25 protein-coding genes are annotated in these 26,917 nt (G+C 59.6%); 20 read left to right on the top strand and 5 right to left on the bottom strand.

Going from position 1 to position 26,917, the window contains the following annotated elements:
* The first annotated feature begins 3 nt into the window (after positions 1 to 3).
* From ACR0K5_RS02990 to ACR0K5_RS02980, 3 genes are all read left to right on the top strand, one after another.
* Complete coding sequence (locus ACR0K5_RS02990; RefSeq protein WP_480628249.1) at positions 4 to 459, top strand: hypothetical protein; 456 nt, start codon at positions 4 to 6, stop codon at positions 457 to 459.
* Positions 456 to 1,853 (top strand): UDP-N-acetylmuramoyl-L-alanine--D-glutamate ligase, encoded by a 1,398-nt coding sequence (murD, locus tag ACR0K5_RS02985; protein WP_480628248.1) that lies wholly within the window; start codon positions 456 to 458, stop codon positions 1,851 to 1,853. The genes ACR0K5_RS02990 and murD overlap by 4 nt, the downstream gene beginning before the upstream one ends.
* Positions 1,854 to 1,952: 99 nt before the next feature.
* Positions 1,953 to 2,327, top strand: coding sequence for a glycine zipper family protein (locus ACR0K5_RS02980; RefSeq protein WP_480628247.1), 375 nt, complete (start codon positions 1,953 to 1,955; stop codon positions 2,325 to 2,327).
* Here ACR0K5_RS02980 and ACR0K5_RS02975 read toward each other — a convergent pair.
* Complete coding sequence (locus ACR0K5_RS02975; RefSeq protein ID WP_480628246.1) at positions 2,324 to 3,532, bottom strand: BaiN/RdsA family NAD(P)/FAD-dependent oxidoreductase; 1,209 nt, start codon at positions 3,530 to 3,532, stop codon at positions 2,324 to 2,326. The two genes, ACR0K5_RS02980 and ACR0K5_RS02975, sit on opposite strands and share 4 nt — an antisense overlap.
* A 187-nt stretch (positions 3,533 to 3,719) precedes the next feature.
* Between ACR0K5_RS02975 and ACR0K5_RS02970 the strand changes: the two genes are divergently transcribed.
* From ACR0K5_RS02970 to ACR0K5_RS02890, 17 genes are all read left to right on the top strand, one after another.
* Positions 3,720 to 4,055 (top strand): cupin domain-containing protein, encoded by a 336-nt coding sequence (locus tag ACR0K5_RS02970; protein WP_480628245.1) that lies wholly within the window; start codon positions 3,720 to 3,722, stop codon positions 4,053 to 4,055.
* A 230-nt stretch (positions 4,056 to 4,285) separates the two neighbouring features.
* Complete coding sequence (gene ftsW, locus ACR0K5_RS02965) at positions 4,286 to 5,449, top strand: putative lipid II flippase FtsW (RefSeq protein ID WP_480628244.1); 1,164 nt, start codon at positions 4,286 to 4,288, stop codon at positions 5,447 to 5,449.
* Positions 5,449 to 6,546, top strand: coding sequence for a UDP-N-acetylglucosamine--N-acetylmuramyl-(pentapeptide) pyrophosphoryl-undecaprenol N-acetylglucosamine transferase (locus ACR0K5_RS02960; protein WP_480628243.1), 1,098 nt, complete (start codon positions 5,449 to 5,451; stop codon positions 6,544 to 6,546). Before ftsW ends, ACR0K5_RS02960 begins: the two co-directional genes overlap by 1 nt.
* Complete coding sequence (murC, locus tag ACR0K5_RS02955; RefSeq protein ID WP_480628242.1) at positions 6,543 to 7,952, top strand: UDP-N-acetylmuramate--L-alanine ligase; 1,410 nt, start codon at positions 6,543 to 6,545, stop codon at positions 7,950 to 7,952. Before ACR0K5_RS02960 ends, murC begins: the two co-directional genes overlap by 4 nt.
* Positions 7,953 to 8,028: 76 nt before the next feature.
* Complete coding sequence (locus ACR0K5_RS02950; RefSeq protein ID WP_480628241.1) at positions 8,029 to 8,277, top strand: DUF2484 family protein; 249 nt, start codon at positions 8,029 to 8,031, stop codon at positions 8,275 to 8,277.
* Positions 8,274 to 8,540, top strand: a complete 267-nt coding sequence (locus ACR0K5_RS02945; protein ID WP_480628240.1) for a DUF2484 family protein — start codon at positions 8,274 to 8,276, stop codon at positions 8,538 to 8,540. Before ACR0K5_RS02950 ends, ACR0K5_RS02945 begins: the two co-directional genes overlap by 4 nt.
* Positions 8,541 to 8,564: 24 nt before the next feature.
* A complete protein-coding gene (locus ACR0K5_RS02940; protein WP_152458656.1) occupies positions 8,565 to 8,858 on the top strand; it encodes a hypothetical protein in 294 nt (97 codons plus the stop codon).
* Positions 8,855 to 9,781, top strand: coding sequence for a UDP-N-acetylmuramate dehydrogenase (gene murB, locus ACR0K5_RS02935; protein ID WP_480628239.1), 927 nt, complete (start codon positions 8,855 to 8,857; stop codon positions 9,779 to 9,781). The genes ACR0K5_RS02940 and murB overlap by 4 nt, the downstream gene beginning before the upstream one ends.
* Before the next feature lie 112 nt (positions 9,782 to 9,893).
* Entirely contained in the window at positions 9,894 to 10,811 is a 918-nt protein-coding gene (locus tag ACR0K5_RS02930; protein ID WP_480628238.1) for a D-alanine--D-alanine ligase, read from the top strand.
* Complete coding sequence (locus ACR0K5_RS02925; protein WP_480628237.1) at positions 10,799 to 11,806, top strand: cell division protein FtsQ/DivIB; 1,008 nt, start codon at positions 10,799 to 10,801, stop codon at positions 11,804 to 11,806. Before ACR0K5_RS02930 ends, ACR0K5_RS02925 begins: the two co-directional genes overlap by 13 nt.
* Before the next feature lie 8 nt (positions 11,807 to 11,814).
* On the top strand, positions 11,815 to 13,149 hold the full coding sequence (gene ftsA, locus ACR0K5_RS02920; protein WP_480628746.1) for a cell division protein FtsA: 1,335 nt from the start codon (positions 11,815 to 11,817) through the stop codon (positions 13,147 to 13,149).
* Positions 13,136 to 13,555: a hypothetical protein gene (locus ACR0K5_RS02915; RefSeq protein WP_480628236.1), complete on the top strand. Its 420-nt coding sequence runs from the start codon at positions 13,136 to 13,138 to the stop codon at positions 13,553 to 13,555. The genes ftsA and ACR0K5_RS02915 overlap by 14 nt, the downstream gene beginning before the upstream one ends.
* A gap of 348 nt (positions 13,556 to 13,903) precedes the next feature.
* On the top strand, positions 13,904 to 15,508 hold the full coding sequence (gene ftsZ, locus ACR0K5_RS02910; protein ID WP_480628235.1) for a cell division protein FtsZ: 1,605 nt from the start codon (positions 13,904 to 13,906) through the stop codon (positions 15,506 to 15,508).
* A gap of 213 nt (positions 15,509 to 15,721) precedes the next feature.
* Positions 15,722 to 16,642, top strand: a complete 921-nt coding sequence (gene lpxC, locus ACR0K5_RS02905; protein ID WP_480628234.1) for a UDP-3-O-acyl-N-acetylglucosamine deacetylase — start codon at positions 15,722 to 15,724, stop codon at positions 16,640 to 16,642.
* 126 nt (positions 16,643 to 16,768) lie between these two features.
* Positions 16,769 to 17,632: an outer membrane protein assembly factor BamD gene (locus ACR0K5_RS02900; protein WP_480628233.1), complete on the top strand. Its 864-nt coding sequence runs from the start codon at positions 16,769 to 16,771 to the stop codon at positions 17,630 to 17,632.
* Between the two features lie 36 nt (positions 17,633 to 17,668).
* Complete coding sequence (gene recN / locus ACR0K5_RS02895) at positions 17,669 to 19,318, top strand: DNA repair protein RecN (RefSeq protein WP_480628232.1); 1,650 nt, start codon at positions 17,669 to 17,671, stop codon at positions 19,316 to 19,318.
* A gap of 100 nt (positions 19,319 to 19,418) precedes the next feature.
* Positions 19,419 to 21,104, top strand: coding sequence for a chloride channel protein (locus ACR0K5_RS02890; RefSeq protein ID WP_480628231.1), 1,686 nt, complete (start codon positions 19,419 to 19,421; stop codon positions 21,102 to 21,104).
* A gap of 3 nt (positions 21,105 to 21,107) precedes the next feature.
* Here ACR0K5_RS02890 and ACR0K5_RS02885 read toward each other — a convergent pair whose 3' ends face one another.
* From ACR0K5_RS02885 to cobT, 4 genes are all read right to left on the bottom strand, one after another.
* Entirely contained in the window at positions 21,108 to 22,475 is a 1,368-nt protein-coding gene (locus ACR0K5_RS02885) for a DUF3179 domain-containing protein (protein ID WP_480628230.1), read from the bottom strand.
* A 123-nt stretch (positions 22,476 to 22,598) separates the two neighbouring features.
* Positions 22,599 to 22,940: a DUF427 domain-containing protein gene (locus ACR0K5_RS02880; protein WP_480628229.1), complete on the bottom strand. Its 342-nt coding sequence runs from the start codon at positions 22,938 to 22,940 to the stop codon at positions 22,599 to 22,601.
* A gap of 63 nt (positions 22,941 to 23,003) precedes the next feature.
* Positions 23,004 to 24,794 (bottom strand): aminopeptidase P family protein, encoded by a 1,791-nt coding sequence (locus ACR0K5_RS02875; protein ID WP_480628228.1) that lies wholly within the window; start codon positions 24,792 to 24,794, stop codon positions 23,004 to 23,006.
* A 151-nt stretch (positions 24,795 to 24,945) separates the two neighbouring features.
* Positions 24,946 to 26,823 (bottom strand): cobaltochelatase subunit CobT, encoded by a 1,878-nt coding sequence (gene cobT, locus ACR0K5_RS02870; protein WP_480628227.1) that lies wholly within the window; start codon positions 26,821 to 26,823, stop codon positions 24,946 to 24,948.
* Positions 26,824 to 26,917 lie beyond the last annotated feature (94 nt).

Here is a 26,917-nt window from a genome sequence, read left to right as displayed (position 1 = left end):
AAAATGTTAGTTTTTATGCGCGATCACAATGAATGGATCGCTAACAGTGGTCAGGCTTTGGTTGCGGCAATCGCATGGACCGCGGGCCTTTTGAAAGTAACCTCTCTTCTGTCGGCAGCTGGGTTGGGCATCGGTCTGGTTGCCTTTGCTCTCATGGCACCCGTTTATGTAGTTCCGACCTATGCCTTCTCAGCACACGCAACTGTTGTTGCGTTACGCGGTACGGGCATAATCGGCCAAGATGATGGATTTCGTAAAGTCGCCCAAATGGGTTGGGGAGCGCAGTTTTGCATGCTGATCGTATTTGCAATTGCTGTGTGTTTTGCAACTCCGCTGGCTTTGCCTGGCGTACTTACCGGAAATTGGGTTTTGTGGTTGATCTCGATTGGGTCATTTATGACCATTTGTTTGACGTATACATTGCTTTTTGTATCCGCAAAGCGTAGGGTTTCGCATTGATCCCAGTCAAAGGCTTTATAGGACAGAAAGTCGCCCTTCTGGGGCTGGGTAGGTCCGGCTTGGCAACAGCCCGCGCCCTGCGTGCGGGCGGGGCCGAGCCAGTGTGCTGGGACGACAACCCGGCGGCCCGTGAGGCCGCCGAAAGCGAGGGCTTCACCTGCGCCGACCTGCGCAAGCATGGGGCGTTTGACGACATCGCCTCGCTGATTGTCTCACCCGGCATTCCACATCTCTATCCTGAACCGAACCCGGTGGTTGCTGCAGCCTTGGACGCAGGCGTGCCGGTGGACAATGACATTGGCTTGTTCTTCCGCTCCTTCGCCGGGCCGGAATGGAACAACTATGACACCCCGCCGCGCGTGATCGCGGTCACGGGCTCGAACGGGAAATCGACCACAGCGGCGCTGATCCACCACATCCTGACCGAGGCCGGGCGTGAGGCGCAATTGGCGGGTAATATCGGACGCGGGGTTCTGGATATAGATCCGGGCGGAGATGGCTCGGTTGTGGTGCTGGAACTCAGCAGTTACCAGACGGAACTGGCCCGCGCTCTGACCCCCGATGTGGCGGTGTTCACCAACCTGTCGCCCGATCATCTGGACCGTCACGGTGGCATGGGCGGGTATTTCGCGGCCAAACGGCGCCTCTTTGCCGAAGGCGGCCCGGACCGCGCGATCGTCGGTGTCGATGAAACCGAAGGCGCGTTTCTGGCCGGACAATTGGCCGAAGGGCCGACGGATGACCGGGTGATCCGTATCTCGGTGGTGCGGAAACTGACCGGGCCGGGTTGGCAGGTGTTCGCGCGCAAAGGATTCCTGTCAGAGTATCGCAAGGGGCGTCAAGCGGGGTCCATCGATCTGCGTACAATCAAGGGACTGCCCGGCGCGCATAACCACCAGAACGCCTGCGCGGCTTACGCTGCCTGCCGGTCGCTGGGCCTTGCGCCGCGCGTGATTGAGGATGCGCTGTACACTTACCCGGGTCTGCCGCACCGCAGCCAGATCATCGCTGAAGCGGATGGGGTTACGTACGTCAACGATTCCAAGGCGACCAATGTCGACAGCGCCCTGAAGGCTCTGATGGCATTCAAAAAGATCAGATGGATTTGCGGTGGCCTTGAGAAAGAGGGCGGCATCGCAGCCCTGAACGCGGCAGCAGGCAAGGTTCTCAAGGCCTATGTGATCGGTCGCGAAGCAGCTGGTTTTGCGATGCAGCTTGAAGCTGATGCGCAGGTTTGTACCACGATGGAGGCCGCCGTGGCGCAGGCCATGGAAGATGCCGAAGCGGGCGACACTGTGTTGCTGGCCCCGGCAGCGGCCAGTTTTGATCAGTACGACAACTTTGAACAACGCGGAGATGACTTTGCCGAACAGGTGTCCAAGCGCCTGACGTGAGGTAGCGACCTGCTGGTTGATCTGGACTTTCCCTAATCGGATTGACACTTTGTGAGAAGTAAGGTTGCGTCACCTTCAGTTCAAAAAGAGGTAGCGGAAATGTCTGCACGCAAAATTTTCTTCGTACTTCCCGTGGTCGCTCTGGCCGGGGCTTGCGCCAATAGCGGGGCGAATTATGTTCCGATCATTGATGGGGCGGTAGGCCCCAACTATCAGTCCGATCTGGCCAATTGTCAGGCGCTGGCACGGTCTCAGCCGACGCTGGACCGCAACACGGCAGGTGCTGCAGCCATCGGCGCGGCTGGTGCTGCGGCGACCACGGCGATCATTGACAACAGCGCCAGCGATCTGGGTCGCGCAGCAGCAGCTGGTGCCCTGATTGGTGCAGGTGCAAGCGCGATTAACAACAACCAGAATCAGGAAGTGATTGTGCGCAACTGCATGCGCGGTCGCGGGTATAACGTTGTCGGCTAAGGCCGCGCAATCTGACGTGTCGGCTGACCCTTGGCGGCAATAGCAACCCCAGCGGCATGGCCCGATGACCACGCCCACTGAAAATTGTAGCCGCCCAGCCACCCGGTGACATCCACCGCTTCGCCAATCGCATAGAGGCCAGGGATTTCCTTGGCCTCCATCGTTTTCGAGGACAGATCATCGGTATCTATTCCACCCAGGGTGACTTCGGCAGTGCGATACCCTTCGGTTCCGGACGGCACCAGTTGCCATTCAGACAAGGCTGCAGTCAGGGTCGTCAGCTTCGCATCCGACTGATCCGCCAGATTCCCGGACATTGGAAAAATCTGACACAGGTAATCGACCAGCCGGGCCGGCAGGTGCCGGGCCAATTCGGTGGTCAACGCTTTGCGGCCCGCGCTTTGCCGCTGCGTGCGCAACAGATCGAACAGGGGCAGATCGGGGATCAGGTTCACCCGGATCGCTTCACCTTCCTTCCAGTAAGACGAAATCTGCAATACCGACGGCCCGCTGAGGCCCCGATGGGTGAACAGTAACGCCTCGTCAAAGCTGGTACGGTCATTCGCCAACCGCACAGGCAGAGAAACGCCCGACAGGTCCTTGAACCGCCCGTCGGAGAAGGTGAACGGTACCAGTGCGGCACGGGTGTTGGTCATGCGCAAGCCGAACTGCCCGGCAATGTCATAGGCCAGCCCGGTCGCTCCCATCTTGGGGATGGATTTTCCGCCCGTGGCCAGCACGAGATTTGCGCAGGTCAGGTGCAGCCGTTGCCCTTCGCGTTCGACTTCCAGCACAAATCCGCTGTCATCCATGCGCAAATCACGCAGAGAAGTTCGCACCCACAGCTCTGCTCCTGCATTGCTCATCTCGTCCAGCAACATCTGGATGATCTGTTTTGAAGAGCCGTCGCAGAACAACTGGCCCAGCGTTTTCTCATGCCAGGAAATGCCATGACGCCCGACCAGATCGACGAAATCCCATTGTGTATACCGCGCAAGCGCGGATTTGCAGAAATGCGGGTTCCGCGACAGGAAGTTGCCCGGCCCCGCATACATGTTGGTAAAGTTACAGCGCCCGCCGCCCGAGATACGGATTTTCTCACCGGGTGCTTTGGCGTGATCAATCACCAGCACGCGCCCACCGCAATTGGCTGCGCACATCATGCCGGCGGCCCCGGCTCCAAGGATGATCGTATCGTAGGTCATGTGCAGCGCATGGCGTGGATTAGGTAGGATAGCAAGAGCTCATGATGATGTGGTTCACGAGACGAGCCACCTGCGGTTTCCAAATCTGAGGTCAACTGACATGCGGATTGCCAGATGTTCAGCGCACTGGCATGCTGCCGCCTTTACGCCCAGAGTTTTTACAGAACTCGCTGACAGAGGATTTCCAATGCAATTTCCAGAATTTGTAGCGTCATTCCCAAAACTAGACGTGCCATTTCCTGAAGACGTAGTGCAGACAGCCGTCATTCGATCCGATGCAGGTTTGGTCGCGTTTTTTACTTTTCTCAAGGATATGAAGCTTCCTTTGCATTCGCATGGTGCCCAATGGGGGACAGTGGTTGAGGGGGAAATTGAACTCACCATAGGCGGCCAAACCAACACCTACCGCTCCGGCGACAGTTATTCTATCCCGTCTGGAGTCGAGCACGGTGGGACTATTAAGGCGGGGTCTCGTGTAATCGATGTGTTTGAAGAGCCCGACCGATATCCGATCAAAGAATAGCATAAAGTGAAACATCTTACGGGTTCGGTCGCATGCCGATCCCGAGCAGTCACGCGGCTGATACTGCAACACCTATGGTCGGCCAAAGGCAGATGGGGGACACCTCGCGCCTGGGAGGTAGATTTCTGCCTTATTCCCTCATTCTGCTAGCCCAAAAACAAAAATCCCTGTAGAGTCTCAATCAGACCCCGAAAACGGGGCGTTAACGAGGCAGAGAGTGGCGGTATCTCATGACTGAGATGGTGTATGGCGCGGTCCAGGACCAGCGCGGTGAACCGATTCTACCAAAGTGGTGGCGGACAATCGATCGCTGGACAATGTCCTGCGTTCTGATCCTGTTTACCATCGGGCTATTGCTGGGGCTGGCTTCTTCGCCACCGCTGGCCGGGCGAAACGGTTTCGATCCGTTCCATTATGTCGAGCGTCAGGCCATCTTCGGCGGATTGGCGCTAATTGCGATGCTGTTGACATCGATGATGTCTCCGACCTTGGTGCGCCGTCTGGCCGTGCTGGGTTTTCTGGGCGCTTTCGTTGCGCTTGCCTTCTTGCCCGTGTTTGGAACCGACTTCGGCAAGGGTGCGGTGCGCTGGTACTCGCTGGGCTTTGCCTCGCTGCAGCCGTCCGAGTTTCTCAAACCCGGATTCATCGTCGTTGCCGCGTGGCTGCTGGCCGCTTCGCAGGAAATCAACGGCCCTCCTGGGCGGTTGTGGTCCTTCGCGCTGTGTATGGCCATCGTGGGTATGCTGGTGATGCAGCCCGATTTCGGTCAGGCCTGCCTGATCCTGTTTGGCTGGGGCGTGATGTATTTTGTCGCCGGTGCGCCGATGCTGCTGCTGGTCGGAATGGCTGGCGCGGTCGTGCTTGGTGGTATGTTCGCTTATTCGAATTCCGAACACTTCGCCCGCCGTATTGATGGTTTTCTTAATCAAGAGGTCGATCCGACCACTCAGCTTGGCTATGCTACCAATGCCATCCGAGAAGGCGGCCTTTTTGGTGTCGGTGTGGGTGAAGGGCAGGTGAAATGGTCGCTACCTGATGCACATACCGATTTCATCATTGCTGTTGCGGCCGAGGAATACGGCCTGATCCTCGTGCTGATCATCATCGCGCTTTACTCATTGATCGTCGTGCGCTCGCTGTTGCGGCTGATGCGCGAGCGCGACATGTTCATCCGTCTCGCGGGGACCGGGCTGGCCTGCATGTTCGGCGTCCAGGCGATGATCAACATGGGTGTGGCCGTGCGCCTGCTGCCCGCAAAAGGTATGACCCTGCCTTTTGTCAGTTATGGCGGCTCATCGCTGATTGCAGGCGGTATTGCGGTCGGAATGCTGCTGGCCTTTACCCGAACCCGACCACAGGGTGAACTTGGCGACATTTTACGCGGACGAGGATAATGGGGAAACCTTACCTGTTGATTGCGGCTGGCGGCACCGGGGGGCATATGTTCCCGGCGCAGGCACTGGCCGAGGCGATGCTGAACAAAGGCTGGCGTGTGCGCCTGTCAACCGACCCGCGCGGAGCCCGCTATACTGGCGGCTTCCCGCACTCGACCGAGATTGTCGAGGCCTCCTCGGCCACCTTCGCGCGTGGCGGCCTGACGGCCAAGGCTATGGCCGGTCCCAAGATCGCGGGTGGCGTCGCCAGCATGGTGTTCCAGATGATGCGCGACAAACCGAATGTGGTCGTTGGATTCGGTGGCTATCCGTCGATCCCGGCACTGGGCGCGGCGACCATGCTGAAAATCCCGCGCATGATCCACGAACAGAACGGAGTGCTGGGACGTGTGAACCAACTGTTCGCCACCCGCGTCGCGCAGGTGGCCTGCGGTGTCTGGCCCACGGACCTGCCCGAGGGCGCGCATGGCACCCATACCGGTAACCCGGTTCGGGCCGCCGTTCTGGACCGCGCCGCAGCCGGTTATATCCCGCCCGGTGACTACCCGATGTCGGTCCTTGTCATGGGCGGATCGCAAGGCGCACGCATCCTCAGCGACGTGGTGCCCGGTGCCATCGCCGCACTGCCCGAAGATATCCGCAACCATATCCGCGTTTCGCATCAGGCGCGGGATGAAGACGGCGAGCGCGTCACAGCTTTCTTTGACGACCACGGCATTCGCGCCGATGTTCAACCCTTTTTCCAAGACGTTCCGCGACGTATGTCAGATGCCCAACTGGTAATCTCACGTTCGGGCGCATCCAGCGTTGCCGATATCTCGATCATCGGACGGCCCTCGATCCTGATCCCTTTTGCCGCTGCCGCCGGAGATCACCAGACCGCCAATGCACGTGGGTTGGTGCAGGCGGGCGGGGCCATCATGATCCCGGAAAATGCGCTTGACGTTCCCGCGCTGACACAGCAAATCACCACGGTTCTCACGAACCCCGAAGCCGCACAGAAAATGGCCCATGCCGCCTTGTCGGTCGGGGCACCCGACGCAACCGAACGTCTGGTCGCCCTTGTCGAACAGTTGGCGCAGAAGGAGACCACATGAACCCAGCCACCAAACTACCGCAGGACGTAGGACCGATTCACTTTGTAGGGATTGGCGGAATCGGGATGTCAGGCATCGCCGAAGTGTTGCTCAACCTGGGTTACCGGGTACAGGGTTCTGATCTGAAAGCCTCAAAAATCACGGACCGGTTAGCGGGTTTGGGGGCCGAGATTTTCGTCGGTCAGCGTGCTGAGAACCTTCAGAATGCGGCAGTGGTTGTCGTCTCGACCGCGATCAAACCGGGCAATCCGGAACTGGATGAGGCGCGGGCCCAAGGCCTGCCCGTGGTCCGCCGCGCTGACATGCTGGCTGAGTTGATGCGCTTGCGTTCGAATATTGCAATCGCCGGCACGCACGGCAAAACCACCACGACCACCATGATGGCCGAGCTGATGGTGGCGGGGGATTTCGATCCAACCGTGATCAATGGCGGTATCATTCATGCCTATGGCTCGAACGCGCGGATGGGGCAGGGCGAATGGATGGTCGTCGAAGCGGACGAAAGCGACGGTTCCTTCAACCGCCTGCCCGCAACTATCGCCATCGTCACCAATATCGACCCAGAGCATATGGAGCATTGGGGCGATTTCGATACGTTGCGCGATGGCTTCCATGAGTTCGTCTCGAACCTGCCCTTTTACGGTCTGGCGGTCTGCTGCACCGATCATGCCGAGGTACAGGCCTTGGTCGGGCGGATCACTGACCGCCGTGTGCGGACCTATGGCTTCAACGCGCAGGCCGATGTGCGCGCCGAGAATCTGACCTATAAAGGCGGCGTCGCGCATTTCGATATCCATCTGCAATACGAAGACAAGGTGATCGAAGGCTGCACCCTGCCGATGCCCGGTGATCACAACGTTTCAAACGCTCTGTCCGCCGTGGCTGTTGCCCGCCATCTGGGCATGAAAGCGTCAGAAATCCGGGATGCACTGGCCAATTTCGGTGGCGTCAATCGCCGCTTTACCAAGGTTGGCGAGATCGACGGTGTTACCATCATCGATGATTACGGCCACCATCCGGTTGAAATCGCCGCTGTCCTCAAGGCCGCCCGTCAGGCAACCGAAGGCCGCGTGATCGCCGTGCACCAGCCGCACCGCTATTCGCGCTTGTCCAACCTGTTTGACGATTTCTGCACGTGCTTCAACGACGCCGATGTCGTGGCCATCGCCGAGGTTTTCGCCGCCGGAGAGGATCCGATTGATGGCGCAGCCCGTGATGATCTGGTGCAAGGTTTGATCCGCCACGGCCATCGCCACGCCCGCGCGTTGCTGGACGAAAACGATCTGGAACGTCTTGTGCGGGAACAGGCCCGTCCGGGCGATATGGTGGTTTGTCTTGGGGCCGGCACGATCAGCGCCTGGGCCAACGGTCTGCCAGAGAGATTGCAACGAAAACAAGCTGTTTGACTTCCCTTCTGTTTGGTGCACAACCTGAAAGTGTGGCAATCTGCCAGCGGCTATCGCATGTCCTCGGAGGGGACAGATGGACTATTCGATGATCTTTGCCGCCCTCTGGGTGATCTGTGCCACGATTGTGGCGTTCTTGCCGATGCGCCTGCAGTTCCCGCCGGGCGTGGCCCTGCTGATCTGTGCTCCGGTTCTGATCGTGTGGCTGGGCTATGACCACGGCTGGTTCTGGTCCGTTTTTGCCTTCGGCGGTTTCGTTTCGATGTTCCGCAACCCCATCCGGTTCTATTGGCGGAAATGGGTGCGAGGGGAGGTCATGGAATGAACTGGTCCATCGCTCTTGCCGGTCTCTGGGGGATAGCTGCGAATCTGCTGGCAATGATCCCAAGCAAAGACAACCACTGGACACGCGCCTATATCCTGATCGCCGTGGGCATTCCGATTCTGGGATATGTCACCTATCAAAACGGCCCGTGGATCGGTTTGCTGGTGCTGGCCATGGGCATGTCCGTGCTGCGCTGGCCAGTTATTTATCTGACCCGTTGGACAAAGACGAAAATGCAGGGCATGAAGACGGCTGACGAATAACCGACCAATTTCAGGAGATCCGCCATGGCGTCGGTCGCTACATTTGCCTATCTGCCAATTCTTTCCTTCCTTCTCGGGGCCGCTGCCGGATTCACGGCGGGCCGCTGGCTTGGTCTACGCGGCCTGTTGTGGCTGATCGGGCTGGCCTCGGCCGTCGGGTTGGCGTTGATTGTCGTTCTGGCCGGTATTGGAACAGGCGAAGAAGAACAAGCGTTCGGCCCGCTGGTCTGGCTGACCGCGGGAGTACTTCCCTTTCTCTTTGCCGCGATTATGGGTGGTGTTGGTGGACGCAGTCTGGCGGTGCGCGCAGACGCATGACAGTGCTTCCCGCTCCCCGAGGCCGCTTGTCTCAGGCGCGTACTCTCTCAGACCTCACATGGCTTCGCGTCGGTGGCCCGGCAGATTACCTGTTCCAGCCCGCCGATATCGAAGACCTACAGTCCTTTCTGCGGGAATTGCCCGCGGACATTCCGGTCTTTCCGATGGGTGTCGGGTCGAACCTGATTGTCCGGGATGGCGGTCTGCGGGCCGTGGTGATTCGGCTGGGCCGTGGATTCAATACGATCTCGGTTGAAGGCAATACCGTGACGGCAGGGGCCGCTGCGCTGGATGCGCATGTGGCGCGCAAGGCCGCGGATGCCGGTGTTGACCTGACCTTTCTGCGCACCATTCCGGGCTCAATCGGCGGCGCCGTGCGAATGAATGCGGGCTGCTATGGCAGCTACACTGCGGATGTTCTGCGCAAGGCGACCATCGTCACCCGGCAGGGCGAAGTTGTGGAGCTGACACCCGAAGATCTGAACTTTCGCTATCGCCAGACGGACCTGCCCGAAGGTTCGGTTCTTGTGTCGGCAACGTTCGAGGGCGCTTCAGGTATTCCCGAAGATCTCCATGCCCGCATGGAGGTGCAGTTGAAAAAACGCGACGAAACCCAGCCTACCAAAGACCGCAGCGCGGGTTCGACGTTCCGCAACCCGGCCGGGTTTTCCTCAACGGGTCAGGCGGATGACGTGCATGATCTCAAGGCGTGGAAAGTGATCGACGACGCCGGGATGCGAGGCGCGACGCTTGGCGGTGCGCAGATGAGCCCGAAACACTCGAATTTCCTGATCAATACCGGTTCAGCCACTGCTGCCGACCTCGAAGGTCTGGGCGAAGAGGTGCGAAAAAAGGTTTACGAAACAAGCGGCATCACGCTAGAGTGGGAAATCATGCGGGTCGGTGATCCGCTGAAGAAATAAAGCCCCGACCGTCAGACCAATAACAGGCAATTTAAGGCGACGGATCAAAGGCATAAACGCAGTACGGACCACCACATAAGGTCCGGGGACATTGAGGCGCACGAACGTGGGTATGTCGAGCAGGACAAGCCCCAAAGTGGCGGTATTGATGGGTGGACCCTCGGCGGAACGCGAGGTGTCTCTCAGCTCTGGGCGCGAATGCGCAGCCGCTCTTGTGGGAGAAGGTTTTGAAGTGGTCGAACTGGACGCGGGTCCCGACCTCTATGCGCGCCTACTGGACATCAAGCCCGATGTGGTTTTCAACGCTCTGCATGGCCGCTGGGGCGAGGATGGATGTGTTCAGGGCCTGCTGGAGTGGATGCGCATTCCCTACACGCATTCCGGCGTGCTGGCCTCAGCTCTGGCGATGGACAAACAGCGCAGCAAAGAAGCCTATCGGGCCGAAGGGTTGCCCGTAGTTCCAAGTGTGATCGTCCCAAAAACTTTGGTGATCGAAGCGCACGTGATGGAGCCGCCTTACGTGGCCAAGCCAAACAACGAAGGCTCCAGCGTCGGCATCTATATCGTACATGAAAACGCCAACGGCCCGCCGCAACTGTCCGAAGATATGCCCGACCAGATCATGGTCGAGAAATACGTGGCTGGGCGCGAGTTGACCGTGACCGTGATGGGCGACCGTGCCCTGACCGTGACCGAGATCAAGACCGATGGCGGGTGGTACGACTATGACGCCAAATACAAACCCGGCGGATCATGGCATGTGCTGCCTGCGGACATCCCGCAAGACATCTTTGATCGCTGTATGGACTACGCCTTGCGCGCGCATAGTGTCTTGGGATGCAGAGGCGTCAGCCGTACCGATTTCCGCTGGGATGACAGCATGGGTGTTGATGGATTGTTTCTGCTGGAGACCAATACCCAACCCGGTATGACGCCCACGTCTCTGGCCCCGGAACAGGCCGCCCATCTGGATATGACATTCGGCAAGCTTTGCGCATGGATGGTGGAGGACGCCTCATGCGATCGCTAACCGCCAGCCGCTCGCTGGAAATCCATCGTGCCAAACCCCTTGCCGGGCCGGATGCGGATTTCGCCTCGGCAGACACCGAAACGCATGGAACTCAACCGCTTCTGCGTCTGCATGGGGCGCGGGTGTTTTCCCGCACCGCCCGGCGCAGCGACCCGGCCCCGTCGCGTCTCAGCTATCGGCTTCAGCGGTGGATGCTGACACCGGGCATTCGTCTGGGCGTCAAAGTCGGTCTGCCGATCTGTGCCATCGCCGCAGCGACCGGCTTGTTCTTTGCTTCTCAGGACCGTCGTGACGCACTTGGGGCATATATCGCAGACGTGCGCACTTCGATTCAGGAGCGTCCCGAATTCATGGTCAACCTGATGGCCATCGACGGGGCAGGTACCAGCCTGTCCGAGGACATCCGCGAAGTTGTGCCTCTGGATTTCCCGATCAGTTCCTGGGATCTGGATGTAGAACAGATGCGCGACACGATCACCGGGCTGGACCCGGTGAAGTCCGCAACCGTCAGAATCCGCCCCGGCGGCATCCTGCAAGTGGATGTCGTCGAGCGTCAGCCGGTGATTGTCTGGCGAACGCGGGACGGGCTCGAACTGCTCGATGAGACAGGCGCGCATGTCAAGGAAACGACCTCTCGCAAGAACCATGCCGAATTGCCGCTGATCGCGGGCACGGGCGCCAATGATCACGTGAGTGAAGCGCTGGAGCTTCTTCAAACATCGCGCAGCCTGGGCAATCGCGTACGCGGGTTGGTGCGCGTTGGGGAACGGCGCTGGGATCTGGTGCTCGATCGCGGTCAGCGCATCATGCTGCCGACTGACCGCCCTGCGCGCGCGCTGGAACGTGTGCTCGCGGTGAACGAGGTGCAGGACCTTCTGGAACGTGACGTGGCCGTGGTCGACATGCGCCTCGGGCAGCGTCCAACCATCCGAATGACCAAAGCCGCCAGCGAAGACTGGTGGAACACAAAAGTGACAGTGAGTAACGGGCAGTAACGACCATGATGACCGATCTTTATCAGTCCCAACGCGCCATGCGTCAGATGCGGCGGCAGGCTTTGCAACGTGGTGTGATCGCGATTCTGGACATAGGCAGCTCGAAAATCGCCTGCCTCGTCCTGCGCTTTGACGGCACAGGTCGGCTGAGTGAGGACAACACCATCGGCTCGATGGCGGGGCAGACGGGCTTCCGTGTCATCGGTGCTGCGACCACCCGGTCGCGCGGCGTGCAGTTTGGCGAAGTCACCGCCATGCAGGAAACCGAACGTGCCATCCGCACCGCGCTGCAAGCGGCGCAGAAGATGGCGGATATCCGCGTCGATCATGTGATTGCCTGTTTCTCGGGCGCCAACCCGCGCTCTTACGGGTTGGACGCGCAAGTGGATTTGGACGGCCAACTGGTGAGCGAAGCCGAAGTGGGGCGCGTTCTGAATGCCTGCGACGTGCCGGATTATGGCGACGGGCGCGAAGTGTTGCACGCGCAACCTGTGAATTTCGCACTCGACAACCGTTCAGGCCTGATCGATCCACGCGGGCAGATGGGCCAAAGCCTTGCCGTTGACATGCATATGCTGACTGTGGATGCGACGGCGATCCAGAACATCGTGCGGTGCATCAAACGCTGCGACCTGGAGCTCGCAGGCATTGCGAACTCGGCCTATGTGTCCGGCGTCTCGGCACTGGTCGAAGATGAACAAGAACTGGGCGCGGCCTGTATCGATATGGGCGGTGGCACCACCAGTGTCTCAATCTTCATGAAGAAGCACATGATCTATGCCGATTGCGTGCGCATGGGTGGCGATCACGTGACCTCCGATATCTCGATGGGTCTGGGTGTGCCTGCGGCCGTGGCCGAACGGATCAAGACGTTCAACGGCGGCGTACATGCCACCGGAGCTGATGACCGTGACATGATCGATATCGGCGGCGACACCGGCGATTGGGAGCATGACCGCCGCACCGTCAGTCGTGCCGAGCTGATCGGCATCATGCGTCCCCGTGTCGAAGAAATCCTTGAAGAGGTGCGTGTGCGGCTGGATGCTGCAGGATTCGAACATATGCCAAGCCAACAGATCGTGTTGACCGGGGGCGGCAGCCAGATCATGGGGCTGGACGGGCTTGCCACCCGCATTCTGGGTCAACGCGTGCGCCTGGGCCGCCCGTTGCGCGTGCACGGCCTGCCGCAATCGGCCACCGGGCCCGGATTCTCGTCCGCTGTCGGCCTCAGCCTGTTTGCGGCCCATCCTCAGGACGAATGGTGGGATTTCGAAATCCCGGTTGATACTTACGCCGCGCGCCCGTTCAAGCGCGCCGTGCGGTGGTTCCGTGACAATTGGTAGAGGCCTGCGCGGGCTCGCACTGTGTGCGGCCCTGCTGCCCGGCTGGGTCTCGGCACAGACTATCATCACGCCTGATGCGTTTCTGGATGCGGCTGTCGGCAAAACTCTTACCTTTTACGAGATTCGCAGCGGTGGTCTGGTTGGAACCGAACAGTTCCTGAACCGCCGTGTCTCGGTCTGGCGTGAAGAGGGGCAGGGCTGTGTCTATGGGCAAATCACCACGCCCAACGGGCAGATTTGTTTTCTCTACGACAACGATCCTGACGGTATTCCGGTCTGTTGGTGGCCGTTTTTGCACGAAGGCCGCCTGATGGTGCGACTTGCCTCTTTCGCTGAAGGAGAGATACAGGAAGTGCGCAGTATATCTGAAACCAGTCTGAACTGCCCAAATGCTCCGACCAGCTGAATATTCCGGTTGCAGCGAGCCGATTTATCCCTCAAGATATCCACAAGGCCCGGCAGAGGCCTCGCGGCAGGACCTGAGCAGTTTTCCGCAGTGTAAATGACAGTCGATCAAAGCGTGATGAACGGATGTGTCTTCGCGTTTAAACCGGCTGTCTTGTGATGGTCGCCGTTGTTTCCGCTATATCTGGCAGAGCCTGCGAAATGCCGCCGGTTCGTGCCTTATTTCCTCCATATTTTGTGGGAAAACGCGATTTTTGACGTGACCTTTTCGCATCAGGCCGCTAGAATCAGACAAGGATAGGTAAGAAAAACACCGCTTTGGCGGGACATAAATACAGGCGGACAGAGCATGACATTGAATCTTTCGATGCCCGGGCAAGACGAACTGAAGCCTCGGATTACGGTATTTGGCGTTGGCGGTGCAGGCGGAAACGCTGTCAACAACATGATTGAAAAACAGTTGGACGGCGTAGATTTCGTGGTCGCCAACACCGACGCGCAGGCGCTGCAGCAAAGCCAGTCCTCGGCGCGAGTGCAGTTGGGTGTAAAAGTCACCGAAGGTCTGGGCGCAGGGGCCCGTCCGACCGTGGGTGCGGCTGCTGCCGAAGAAAGCATCGAACAGATCGTGGATCACCTAGCCGGTGCACATATGTGTTTCATCACTGCTGGCATGGGTGGTGGCACCGGTACGGGTGCTGCTCCGATTATCGCGCAGGCCGCTCGTGAGCTGGGTGTTCTGACCGTTGGCGTGGTCACCAAGCCCTTCCAGTTCGAAGGTGCCAAGCGGATGCGTCAGGCCGAAGATGGTGTTGAAGCGCTGCAACAAGTTGTCGACACGCTGATCATTATTCCGAACCAGAACCTGTTCCGTCTGGCTAACGAAAAAACCACGTTCACCGAAGCGTTCTCGATGGCCGACGACGTTCTGTATCAGGGCGTCAAAGGCGTGACCGACCTGATGGTGCGCCCGGGCCTGATCAACCTCGACTTTGCCGATGTTCGCGCTGTGATGGACGAGATGGGCAAGGCGATGATGGGCACCGGTGAAGCAACCGGTGAGGACCGTGCCATCCAGGCAGCAGAAAAGGCCATCGCCAACCCGCTGCTGGACGAAATCAGCCTCAAGGGTGCCAAAGGTGTATTGATCAACATCACTGGCTCGCATGACCTGACCCTGTTCGAACTGGACGAGGCCGCCAACCGCATCCGCGAGGAAGTGGACCCCGAGGCGAACATCATCGTCGGTTCGACACTGGATACGGTTATGGAAGGCGGAATGCGCGTATCGGTTGTTGCGACCGGTATCGATGCCAGCGAGAAAACCACAGACATCCCGGTGGCGCGCCGCTCTATGTCCGAGCCGCTGACTCGCACGGTCTCGGCCGAAGAGCATGTTCAGGAAGAAGCGCCGGTCGCTGCTGACGTGGCAGAACTCGCACCGCAGGCGGAAGAAAACCGCGAACCTTCACTGTTCGAAGCCGCTGAAGAACCCGCGCAACCGCAGTTCCAGCCGCGTGACGAGCGTGAGGATGACGGCCTGCCGCCGCCAGCTTACCAACCGCGTGTGGCTGAATTCGAACCGCAGCCCGAGCATGTTGAGCCTGCGCCCGAAGCATTCGTGGCGCCGCGTGGACATGCTGCTGGCACCCCGTCGCCAGAAGCGCTCCAGCGCTTGCAGGCCGCCGTTCAGAAGGTTCCCTCGGCACCGCAACGCCCCGCAGCACCCCGCCAGCCCGAGGCTGTTTCACAGCCAGAAACGGAGGAACGCTCGCGTTTTGGCTTCAATCGTCTGATCGACCGGATGACAGGCCACGCGCCTGATACACCGGCGCAACCGGCGCGTCAGCAGCCCGTTTTGCGCCAGTCCGAGGCCACCGCACCGATGCAGGATGAGGCTGATCCGGATCAGGATCGCATCGAAATTCCGGCCTTCCTGCGTCGCCAAGCCAACTGATCGCGGTAACAAAATCCACCTTAAGGGCTGCCATTTGGCGGCCCTTTATTATTTGTTTACAGCGGCTTGCGGGAATGTAAGCAGGGTTTTGCCGATCTGTTACATAGATGTTTCATTCGGTTGCAAAGAGTGAGTTGAGCCTTGACGCGGGCTTCCTTAACTGAGTGTCCAACACAGCCCCAGCAGGCTGGACACCACTCACCGAGGCCCATTTTGCAACATACGCTCAAATCTCCGGTCACGTTTACAGGCGTCGGGCTCCACAGCGGCAAACCGGCGACCATGGTCCTGAAACCGGCGGCAGCTGGTCACGGGATCTGGTTCAAGCGGACGGATATTCATCTGGGCGATGCGATGATCCCGGCGATCTATCATGTGGTCGAACGGACCCCGCTGTGCACGCGGCTGGTGAATGACGCCGGTGTCTCGGTTTCCACCATCGAACACATCATGGCTGCTCTGGCCGGATGTGGCGTGCATAATGCGCTGATCGAGATCGACGGTCCCGAGGTTCCGATCATGGACGGCTCTTCGATTGACTTCGTGCGTGGGATCATGGCCAGAGGCGTGCGCCGTCAGGCCAGCCCGGTTCTGGCCTATGAGGTGTTGAAACCTGTCACCGCGTCGCGCGAAGGTGCCAGTGCGAGCATCGCACCTGCTGATGGGCTGATCATCGACTTTCACATCGATTTTGAAGACAGTGCCATAGGTAGCCAGAGCAAAACACTGGACATGCGCAACGGTTCGTTTGCGCGCGAACTCAGTGATTGTCGTACGTTCTGCCGACGTACAGATGTCGAAGCGATGCGTGAAAACGGGCTGGCATTGGGCGGCACGCTTGAAAATGCGGTGGTCGTTCAGGGCGTCGAAGTTCTGACACCGGGCGGGTTCCGCCGTGTGGACGAGGCCGTGCGCCACAAGATGCTGGATGCGCTGGGGGATCTCTATCTCGCGGGTGGACCGATTTTGGGCCACTTCACCGGAAACAAGTCTGGCCATTCTCTGACCAACACGCTGCTGCGCAATCTGTTCGAAACGCCGGGTGCGGTGCGTCCGGTTCTGTGCACGCCGGAACAGGCCGCGCGCCTGCCGGGGCAGGGGCTGGTTGTGAACGAAATTCCCGAAGTCGCCTGATCCGATCAACTCTGACGACATTTGCGCCAGAAGTCGCATAAGGCGTTTTGCACCGGAATTTTCTGTGCTAGACCATGGCTCAATTCGGGGCAAACCCCATTTAGCAAGACGACAAGGATGGGCGGTATGGTTGGCAGCAAAGCGGCAGTCAGATTCGCAAGCGCGATTCTTCTGACAGCAGTTTTGGCGGCATGCGGTAACGGGGGCGGCCTTTTTAGCAGCAAAGGCGCGGACCGGGACCAGAACCTTGAAGGGTTTACGCCGGAACAGATTTACACCCGTGGTGAATACGAACTGTCGCAGAATCGGTCGGACGATGCGGCGTGGTATTTCTCGGAAGTCGAACGTCTGTATCCGTATTCTGACTGGGCCAAACGTGCGCTGATCATGCAGGCGTTTTCGTTCCATTCGGACCAGAACTATGAAGAAAGCCGTGCGGCGGCGCAGCGCTATATTGACTTCTATCCCACGGATGAAGACGCGGCTTATGCGCAGTATCTGCTGGCGCTCAGCTATTATGATCAGATTGACGAAGTTGGACGCGATCAGGGCCTGACCTTCCAGGCGCTGCAATCTCTGCGGACCGTGATTGAGGTCTATCCTGACAGCGAGTACGCCACATCGGCGGTTCTGAAATTCGATCTGGCCTTCGATCATCTGGCGGGCAAGGAAATGGAGATCGGGCGTTATTACCTGCGTCAGGATCACTATATCGCGGCCATCAACCGCTTCCGCGTTGTGGTCGAAGACTTCCAGACCACGTCCCACACTGCCGAAGCACTGTATCGTCTGGTCGAGGCCTATCTGTCTCTGGGCCTGCTGGACGAAGCGCAATCCGCAGGTGCCATCCTGGGCTACAACTACCAATCCACGGAATGGTATGACGATGCGTACAAGCTGCTGACCTCTCGCGGCCTCGACCTCAAGAGCCGTGGCAACAACTGGCTCAGCACGATCTATCGTCAGACCATCAAAGGTGAATGGTTGTAATCGCCATGGCCTCTGGTCCGGGACGCTGAAGACCTGATGCTGCGCGCCCTTGATATCCGCGACATGCTGATCATCGACCGGCTGGAACTGAGCTTTCAGCCGGGCCTGAACGCGTTGACCGGTGAAACCGGCGCGGGCAAGTCTATCCTTCTGGATTCGCTGGGCTTCGTGTTGGGCTGGCGTGGCCGGGCCGAACTGGTACGGCAGGGTGCTGCGCAGGGCGAGGTTGTTGCCGAGTTCGAACTCTCCGCCGATCACCCCGCGCACGCGATTCTTGCCGAAGCTGGCCTTCCGGGTGGCGAGGAACTGATCCTGCGTCGTGTCAACACTGCCGAGGGGCGCAAGACCGCCTGGGTCAATGATCGCCGCTGCTCGGGTGAAGTGCTGCGTGTGCTGTCCGAAACCCTGATCGAGCTGCATGGTCAGCACGATGATCGTGGTCTGCTGAATCCGCGCGGCCATCGGGCGATGCTGGACGACTTCGCCGGGGTCTCGGACCATCTGGCCAAGGTGCGCACGGCCTGGACTGACATGTCCCGCACCCGCAAAGCACTGGCTGAGACCGAGGCCGCACTGGCCGCTGTCCGCAGCGAAGAAGAATTCCTGCGCCACGCGGTTTCCGAACTGGATCAACTTGATCCGCAGCCGGGCGAAGATGCCGAACTGGATGCCCGCCGCCGCATGATGCAAGGGGCCGAGCGTATCCGTGACGATGTTGCGCGTGCCTTTGCCCTGTTGTCCGGGGACGGGGCGGAAGGGGCCATGTCCGACGCCATCCGTTGGCTGGAAGGCGTCTCTGACAACGCAGGCGGCCAGTTGGAAGATCCGATTGCCGCGCTTGGGCGTGCGATGATCGAACTGGGCGAGGCGCAAGACGGCGTCAACGCCTGCCTTCAGGCGCTGGACTTCAACCCGGCAGAACTGGAACAGGTCGAAGAACGCCTGTTCGCCATCCGCGCGCAGGCCCGCAAACATGACATAGCGCCGGATGATCTGGGCATGTTTGCCGACACATTGCGCAACCGGTTGAACCAGCTGGAAGCGGGCGATGCAGATCTGACGGACAAGCGCGCAGCCGTGGACGCGGCACAGCGGGCCTATGACGCCGCCGCAGCCGACCTCGGCGCTGCCCGGAAAGCCGCCGCCGGGCAGCTTGATGCGGCCGTCATGGCGGAACTGGCCCCGCTCAAGATGGAACGCGCCGTGTTCCAGACGGAAATCACACCGGCTGAGCCGGGCCCCGAAGGCACTGACGCGGTGGCTTTCACTGTGGCCACCAACCCCGGTGCCCCGGCGGGGCCGCTGAACAAGATCGCCTCGGGGGGTGAACTCAGCCGCTTCCTGTTGGCTCTCAAGGTCTGCCTGTCAGGTGATGACAGCGCCCGCACGATGATCTTTGACGAGATTGACCGGGGTGTCGGTGGCGCCACTGCTGATGCGGTCGGGCGCAGGCTGGCGTCACTGGCGCAAGGCGGACAGGTTCTGATTGTCACTCACTCTCCGCAAGTTGCCGCGCGGGCAGCGCATCACTGGCGGGTGCAGAAACAGGTCGCGAACGGTCAAACCCTGTCCACCGTTGTCCCTCTGGCCGAACCGGACCGGGTGGACGAGATCGCGCGCATGGTGGCGGGCGATACCATCACCGAAGAAGCCCGTGCCGCCGCCCGGGCTCTGTTGCAGGCCTGACGCGGCGATGGCGTGAATTGGTGCTCACACTGTCGCTATCTCACTTTTATATGGGCGCTCCGTGGCTTACTAAGGGTTAAGTGATGATCCCCGAGGGCCAATGACCCAATCGACCCGCACCGTTCTGCGCAACCAGTTCAATCAGGCTCTGGCCGCGATCAAAGATGCGTGGCGGGTGATGTTGCGCCGGGGACCAAGCCAGATCCAATTCTGGTTCATCGCACTGGCTATCGGGATCGCAGCGGGTTTCATGGCGCTTGGTTTCCGAAAGGCCATCAGTGCATTGCAGGCCTATCTGTACGACACCGACGACATCCTGTTGTTGCACAGCCACGCCGAGAAACTGCCGTGGTTCATGGTTCTGATCATTCCCATCATCGGCGGACTGATTGTCGGCGTGATTCTGAACCGGTTCACCAATGACGGGCGCGTCAGGTCGGTTGCCGATGTGATCGAAGGTTCGGCCATCACCGACGGGCGGGTTGAGGTCAAGGCGGGCATCGCTTCGTTTTTTGCCTCGCTGATCACGCTCAGTTCGGGTGGGTCAACGGGTCGCGAAGGCCCCGTGGTGCATATGGCCGGGGTCATATCCACATGGGTCAGCAACCGCATCCACGCGGATGGGATCACGGGCCGCGACCTGCTGGGCTGCGCGGTTGCAGCCGCGGTATCAGCCAGCTTTAACGCGCCCATCGCCGGGGCTTTGTTTGCGCTTGAGGTCGTGCTGCGCCATTTCGCCGTTCATGCCTTTGCCCCGATCGTCATCGCCTCGGTCGCCGGAACGGTGATCAACCGTCTGGAATATGGCGACGTCACCGAGTTCACTTTGGAGACACCGGGATCGCTGCAATTCTATGTCGAACTTCCGGCCTTCCTGATCCTTGGTCTGATCTGTGGCTTTGTCGCCCTGCTGCTGATGCGGTCGATCTTTTTTGCCGAGGATATTGGCAGCCATATCCAGAACCGCCTGTCCATCCCGGGCTGGCTGCGTCCGGCGGTATCCGGGGCGATGCTGGGGCTGATGGCGATCTGGTTCCCGCATATCATCGGCGTTGGGTATGAAACTACGACCCGCGCTTTGACCGGCGATCTGGTTCTGACAACGGCAATTCTGTTTGCGGTGACCAAAACGGTAGCGGTTGCCATCACCATGGGTGGGCGCATGGGCGGCGGTGTTTTCTCGCCTTCTTTGATGGTCGGTGCACTGACCGGGTTGGCATTCGGGCTGATCGCCACCGGGTTGCTGCCGGACGTGTCGGGCACGCACACCCTCTATGCTTTTGCCGGTATGGGTGCCGTGGCTGCGGCTGTGCTTGGGGCGCCCATCTCGACCACATTGATCGTCTTTGAACTGACCGGAGACTGGCAGATCGGCCTTGCTGTTATGGTGACAGTATCCATGTCCACAGCGCTGGCCTCGCGCCTGGTAGACCGGTCTTTCTTCCTGACTCAGCTGGAACGACGTGATGTCCACCTGGCCGCAGGGCCGCAGGCCTATTTGCTGGCAATGCTACGTGCCGGGGCCGTGATGCGCCCGCTTGGAGATCAGCGGTCAATCACGAAGGAAGATGCACTGGGGCTGATCGAACAGGGCCTGTGTATTCAGGCCAGTGCCACGCTGGAAGCCGCTATGCCCTATTTCGACCGTGACGACATCCCCTGCATTCCGGTTATCATTCTGGAAAAAGACGGGTCCGAAACCCCAGTCGGCGCGCTCTATCACGTCGACGCGCTCAAGGCGTATAACCGGGCGCTTGCGGCAACGGCCGCTGAAGAACACTCCTGACGCTTATCCGCCATACACGCTGGCTGCGTCCCCCAGATAATTGTCCCAGGCAAACCAGTACGAGATATGCCCGGCGACCCGCGGTAGTCGCGCCCCATCCGGACCAATCAAAGCTTCTTCGGTAACGGTCCAACTGTTCCCTGCGCTATCCTGCAACCCGTTTTGCGTCGCCTGAAACTGATATGATTTTCGCTCATACGCACGCACGCTGCGCTCTTTAGGATCGCCAATCAGAACCAGAGGTACCTGCCCGATAGCGTCGTTGATCACCGGCTTGCCCTTGAACGCACCCAGCGGCCAGGCCCGCGCAGCGCCAAACTGGCGAACCGCAAAAATGTAGTCCTTTTGCCGATGTCGGGATTGATCTACCTCAGCCGGAAACATCAACTCACTCGAGGCGAAATAGTCCCGGTAAACAACACCAGACCCGTAATTGCGCCGATGCCCGGTGTTCAGTGACAAAACACGGGTTTTGGGATGTGAGGTCTTCCAGCTGTCCCATGTCGTAATCACTACAGGTCGCTGCTTCAGCTCGATGCCGCTGTCCACCAGAGGCCCCACAACGGGTTTGCCCGTATACTGGTTCCAAAGCGTATGCGTCTCGCGGTCAAACATCAGCTTGTTCGACCGATAGAGGAAGCCGGACGAACCGAATATCAAAGGTTTCCGCCGCCCCGTCACCTGTGTTTCAAACAGGATGCCCGACCCGCAAAGCGTGCAATAGGCCAGCGCCACCGGTACACCGCCGATCACCTCGTTGAACATCTCGTGCCACCCCATGATCCGAAGCGGATAGGCACGTTCATCCCCGTTGATGGCTACGCCAAACACCAGATCGTCGCCCTTCAGATACCCGGCGTTCGACGGGGAGATCAGGGTGGGATTGTCCAACGACGGAATGCCATCCTTGTACACGCCGCCCCACGTGATCTCTTCCAGGCGGATCTTCATTCTGTCGCGTTGCAGATATTCGGGCCGCAGGAAAAGGTCGAAATTCGGGTCGATGCCCAGCAGAACCTCCCGCTTGAACGGGATCAGCGCGGGGTGAGGGACAATCTGCGGGTTCCGCTCCTGCCACAGCATCCACTCGAACCAGTCATTGCCATAGCGCTGCCCAGTCAAAGCCTTCATTACCTCGACGATCTCATCCCGCCGCCTGTCAGCATAACGCATCGCCGTCAGCAACCCGGCCACAACATCCGGCCGGCCGCGATCCTTCAGGTACGCCATTTGCGTCTCGAACGCGGTCCGACGCCCGCTCAATGTGCTGCGCAACGCCTCCAGAATCGGATCCTGCTGCGCCCACAGTGTGCCGGGTGCAAGCGCACCAGCTCCGATCATCCCTGCAAAACCGCGACGTGAAATTGACATGGAAGCCTCCGGTGATACCCGGAAGAAGTGTGCCGCAAATGCCGCTCACTTGCATACCACAGCTGCGTGAGGTGGACGTGGGAACCGGAGCCTGATCTTCTTAGCCGCTGGGAAATGCAGGTGTTAAATCTGCTCCACCTTCACCGACTCGACCGGATAAAATGCCAGATGACCCTTAATCTCGGCAACCGCCTGAATCGGGTCCTCATAGCTCCAGACCGCATTGTCGGTCACGGATGACTTGTTGACGATGGAAAAATGCGTCGCGTCGCCTTTTCCGGGGCAGTGGGTCACCTTGTCGGTTCGATCCAGAAACGCCATCGCGATATCGTTGCGCGGGAAATAGATCACCGGATCCTTGTCACCTTCATGCAGTTCCAGCGCGTTATTCGTTTCGCCCAGAATCGCACCGCCCGAGCGGACACTCCATTTGCCCGGCGCTTTTCGGATCGTGATCTCAGTCATTCCAATTCCTTCCGTCGTCGTATTTGGGCCTCTCCTCTGCCCGTTCTATGTAACAAGCCGATGTCAGATTGGCGCAGTTGCGGCATCCAACCACAGTTGCGCGTCATGTCCCAGCCTTGGGCGGATTTTTTCCGCAACGTCGCGGTGATAGGCATTCAGCCAGTCGCGTTCGTCAGGCGTCAACATATCGACCATGATCAGCCTGCGGTCAATCGGCACAAAGGTCAGAGTCCGCCAGTTCAGCATCGCGCGCTCGGTATCACCACCGGGCAGTGAAGGCGCTTCTTCTACGACGACAAGGTTTTCGATGCGGATGCCAAAGGCACCTTCGCGGTAATACCCGGGTTCGTTCGACAGAATCATGCCGGGTTGCAGCGGCACATGGCTGATCTTTGATAGGCGTTGCGGCCCTTCATGCACGCTCAGATAAGCTCCGACACCATGCCCGACCCCATGGTTGAAATCCTGCCCTGCCGACCAAAGCGGCGCGCGGGCCACGCATTCGATGTCCCGTCCGGCAAGGCCCGCAGGCCAACGCAGCTTCGACATGGCAATCATGCCTTTCAACACGCGGGTGAAGCAGGTTTTTTCCTCTGCGCCAACGCCACCGATGGCAACGGTCCGCGTAATGTCGGTGGTGCCGTCCAGATACTGCCCCCCACTGTCCAGAACCAGCATATGGCCGTTTTCCAACCGGCTGTCGGTAATTTCGGTCACGCGATAATGCATGATCGCACCGTTCGGACCCGTCCCGGCGATGGTGTCGAATGAGATATCCTGCAGCGCCTTGTCTTTGCGGCGGTTTTCTTCCAGCCGGGTGACAACCACCGTCTCGGTCACGTTGCCTGCGCCCTGTTCGTCCAGCCAGCACAACGTCTCTATGACCGCTACCGCATCGCGCAAATGCGCCTCGGCGCTGCCCGCAATTTCAGCTGTGTTCTTGCAGGCTTTGGGCAAGGCGCAGGGGTCGCCGCCATCCGTCATCGCATCGCCCAGAGCATCCGCTACAATCTGAGGCACCGACGCGGCGTCCACCTGCACCGGACCGTCCAGGGCCGTGACCACGTCCAGAAAGTCCTCTGGTGCATGTAAGGCCACCTGAGTGCTCAGATGATCCCGCACCCCAGCAAGTTTCGCTGTCGCCATGAACAGATCGACCTGACCAACTGCGTGAAGGATCGCAAAGCCGTGGGCCACCGGGTTATAGGCAATATCCGATCCCCGGATGTTCAACAGCCACATGATCGAATCCGGCAGAGTGATCACAGCGGCCGCGCGCCCGGCCCGCCGGAGGTCTTCGGCCAGACGGGTAATCTTGCTGTCCGCACTTTCCCCGGCAAACTCAATCGAATGCGCCTTGACCGGATTCATCGGAGGGGCAGGCTGATCTTCCCAGATCCGGTCAACAAGGTTTTCACACCGCACCAGATTGATGCCCGATCCTTCCAGATCCTCCATGGTGCTGGAAATCTGTCCCGCCGCATGCAGCCATGGATCGAACCCGATCTTGCCCCCATTGGGTAACTGCTCTTTCAGCCAGGTGCTCAGGCTGACCTCTGGCCATGGAACAGGGGTGAAATCTTCTGCAACCTGATCCTTGACCTGAGTGCGATACCGCCCGTCGACAAATACCCCCGCTACGTCCCGCAAGACGGCGCAAAACCCGGCTGAGCCCGTAAACCCGGTCGTCCAGGCCAGTCGCTCATCGCGGGGCGCAACATACTCTCCCTGATGCGCATCCGCGCGCGGGACCAGAAACCCGTCCAACCCTTCTTGCACCATTTGCTCCCGCAATGCGGCCAGCCGCGGCGGCCCCTGTTCCGGGCGAGCGGTTTCTTCGAAGGATTGGAACATACGCGGCCTCATTCACTACATTTGTGCGTGAACCTGAGGCGCATTGTAGAAAATGTCCAGACGGGATCATCCGACCTGAACAGACTGGCATTCAGTTACGCCAAATGCCTCATCTTTTGGGTAAATACTCCCGCCAGAGACAAGGTCGGCCTCAGCCGACCTTCTTCATTCCCATTACGCGCGCGCGCGCCCTTGGGTCACTGTCGAACAGGGCCGCCAGTTGTTCGGTCATCGCACCGGCCAGTTGCTCTACATCGGTAATGGTCACGGCCCGGTCATAATACCGGGTCACGTCGTGACCGATCCCGATGGCCAGCAGCTCGACAATTTTGCGTTTTTCCACCATCGCGATCACGTCACGCAGGTGTTTTTCAAGATAGTTGGCCGGGTTCACGCTCAGCGTTGAATCATCGACCGGTGCGCCATCCGAAATCACCATCAGAATCTTGCGCTGCTCGCGCCGTGCCAGCATCCGCCGGTGCGCCCATTCCAACGCCTCGCCGTCGATGTTCTCCTTCAGCAGGCCCTCTTTCATCATCAGGCCCAGATTGGGCCGCGCGCGACGCCAAGGGGCATCGGCTCCTTTATAGATGATGTGGCGTAGATCGTTCAGACGCCCGGGTTGCTGCGGGCGACCGTCGTTCAGCCACGCCTCACGCGCCTGACCACCTTTCCACGCCCGTGTGGTAAAGCCCAGAATCTCGACTTTCACATTGCAGCGTTCCAGTGTCCGCGCCAGAACATCGGCACAGATGGCCGCGATCGAAATCGGACGCCCCCGCATCGACCCCGAATTATCCAGCAACAGCGTCACAACGGTATCGCGGAACTCGGTATCTTTTTCGACCTTAAAGCTCAGCGGCGTGGTCGGATTGGCCACCACACGCGCCAGACGGCCCGCGTCCAGAATGCCTTCCTCGCGGTCGAACTCCCAGCTGCGGTTTTGCTGCGCCTGCAGGCGGCGCTGCAATTTGTTGGCCAGCCGCGATACCGCCCCTTTCAAAGGCTCCAGTTGCTGATCCAGATAGGCGCGCAGCCGTTCCAGCTCGGCAGGTTCCGCCAGATCCTCGGCGGCGATCTCTTCGTCATGGGTGTCCAGAAAGATCTTGTAATCCGGGTCAGCCTCGGACGCTGGCGGCGGGGCAGGTGGTTCCAGCGGCGCCTCACCATCCGGCATCTCCGCCTCATCGCCCATCTCATCCTCGGCCATTTCGTCCATCGAGATCTGGGCCTGAGATTGATCCTGCTGCTCTTCCTGAGTTTGCTCAGGGGTCGCATCCGCGTCCTGTTCGTCCTGATCATCCTGACCGGTGCTGTCGGGATCGGGCTGTTCTTCGGCGTCTTCTTCGGCCTGATCTTCCTGCTCGTCGTCCAGTTCATCGGGGTCATCCCCCAACTGGTCGCCGTAGCCAAGATCCTTGATTACCTGGCGGGCAAATTTGGCGAATTCCGCCTGGTCTGAGAGAATCTCGTCCAAATTCTCCAACGTCCCACCAGCTTGCTCCTCTATGAACCCACGCCACAGGTTCATGATGTTTTCTGCGGCGGGGGGCAGATCGCGCCCGGTGGCCAGATGCCGGATCAGATAGCCGGCCGCGACCGATAGAGGTGCATCAGCAGGCTGCTTGCACTGGTCATAGCCACGCCGGATCGCCTCATGCCCGATCTTGACGTCGATGTTGCTGGCCGTGCCGGGCATATCGCGTGCGCCCATCGCCTCGCAGCGCGCGGTCTCCATCGCTTCATAGAGATCCCGTGCCATGTCACCCGGAGGCGCATAACGGGCATGGGTCGCGTCGTCATGGTATTTCCGCTGCAACGCCAAAGCATCCGCAGTTCCCCGCGCCAACAACACTTCCTCTCGCGTCATCCGGCGTGAAACCTGCGGCAACCGCATCGACTCGCCGGACATGCCAGAAGGGTCGACCGTGTAGGTTACCGACAACTCAGGGTCATCGGCCATGACCTTGGTGGCTTCGGCCAAGGCCTTCTTGAACGGATCGGCAGGGTTGTCGTTCTTCTGTGCCATGTCCTTAAGCCCTCATCAAAATGACCTGCCCGGCGCGGAAAACTGTAACGGATCTGACTTCATCTGGCCAAAAATATCCCCGCCGGAGGCATTG

It is taken from the genome of Ruegeria sp. AB9, from assembly GCF_056542585.1.
Note: the sequence above shows the minus strand (reverse complement) of the source record. Positions and strands in the feature narration are given on the sequence as shown.

Coding starts and splice junctions, on each gene's coding strand:
- ACR0K5_RS02940 (WP_152458656.1), top strand. CDS start 8,565: ATGGCGTCGGTCGCTACATTTGCCTATCTGCCAATTCTTTCCTTCCTT.
- ACR0K5_RS02975 (WP_480628246.1), bottom strand. CDS start 3,532: ATGACCTACGATACGATCATCCTTGGAGCCGGGGCCGCCGGCATGATG.
- ACR0K5_RS02980 (WP_480628247.1), top strand. CDS start 1,953: ATGTCTGCACGCAAAATTTTCTTCGTACTTCCCGTGGTCGCTCTGGCC.
- ACR0K5_RS02885 (WP_480628230.1), bottom strand. CDS start 22,475: ATGTCAATTTCACGTCGCGGTTTTGCAGGGATGATCGGAGCTGGTGCG.
- ftsA (WP_480628746.1), top strand. CDS start 11,815: ATGACCGATCTTTATCAGTCCCAACGCGCCATGCGTCAGATGCGGCGG.
- murC (WP_480628242.1), top strand. CDS start 6,543: ATGAACCCAGCCACCAAACTACCGCAGGACGTAGGACCGATTCACTTT.
- ACR0K5_RS02890 (WP_480628231.1), top strand. CDS start 19,419: ATGACCCAATCGACCCGCACCGTTCTGCGCAACCAGTTCAATCAGGCT.
- ACR0K5_RS02930 (WP_480628238.1), top strand. CDS start 9,894: ATGTCGAGCAGGACAAGCCCCAAAGTGGCGGTATTGATGGGTGGACCC.
- ACR0K5_RS02950 (WP_480628241.1), top strand. CDS start 8,029: ATGGACTATTCGATGATCTTTGCCGCCCTCTGGGTGATCTGTGCCACG.
- ACR0K5_RS02960 (WP_480628243.1), top strand. CDS start 5,449: ATGGGGAAACCTTACCTGTTGATTGCGGCTGGCGGCACCGGGGGGCAT.
- recN (WP_480628232.1), top strand. CDS start 17,669: ATGCTGCGCGCCCTTGATATCCGCGACATGCTGATCATCGACCGGCTG.
- ACR0K5_RS02970 (WP_480628245.1), top strand. CDS start 3,720: ATGCAATTTCCAGAATTTGTAGCGTCATTCCCAAAACTAGACGTGCCA.
- ACR0K5_RS02900 (WP_480628233.1), top strand. CDS start 16,769: ATGGTTGGCAGCAAAGCGGCAGTCAGATTCGCAAGCGCGATTCTTCTG.
- ACR0K5_RS02880 (WP_480628229.1), bottom strand. CDS start 22,940: ATGACTGAGATCACGATCCGAAAAGCGCCGGGCAAATGGAGTGTCCGC.
- ftsW (WP_480628244.1), top strand. CDS start 4,286: ATGACTGAGATGGTGTATGGCGCGGTCCAGGACCAGCGCGGTGAACCG.
- ACR0K5_RS02945 (WP_480628240.1), top strand. CDS start 8,274: ATGAACTGGTCCATCGCTCTTGCCGGTCTCTGGGGGATAGCTGCGAAT.
- ACR0K5_RS02875 (WP_480628228.1), bottom strand. CDS start 24,794: ATGTTCCAATCCTTCGAAGAAACCGCTCGCCCGGAACAGGGGCCGCCG.
- ACR0K5_RS02990 (WP_480628249.1), top strand. CDS start 4: ATGTTAGTTTTTATGCGCGATCACAATGAATGGATCGCTAACAGTGGT.
- cobT (WP_480628227.1), bottom strand. CDS start 26,823: ATGGCACAGAAGAACGACAACCCTGCCGATCCGTTCAAGAAGGCCTTG.
- ACR0K5_RS02925 (WP_480628237.1), top strand. CDS start 10,799: ATGCGATCGCTAACCGCCAGCCGCTCGCTGGAAATCCATCGTGCCAAA.
- murB (WP_480628239.1), top strand. CDS start 8,855: ATGACAGTGCTTCCCGCTCCCCGAGGCCGCTTGTCTCAGGCGCGTACT.
- ftsZ (WP_480628235.1), top strand. CDS start 13,904: ATGACATTGAATCTTTCGATGCCCGGGCAAGACGAACTGAAGCCTCGG.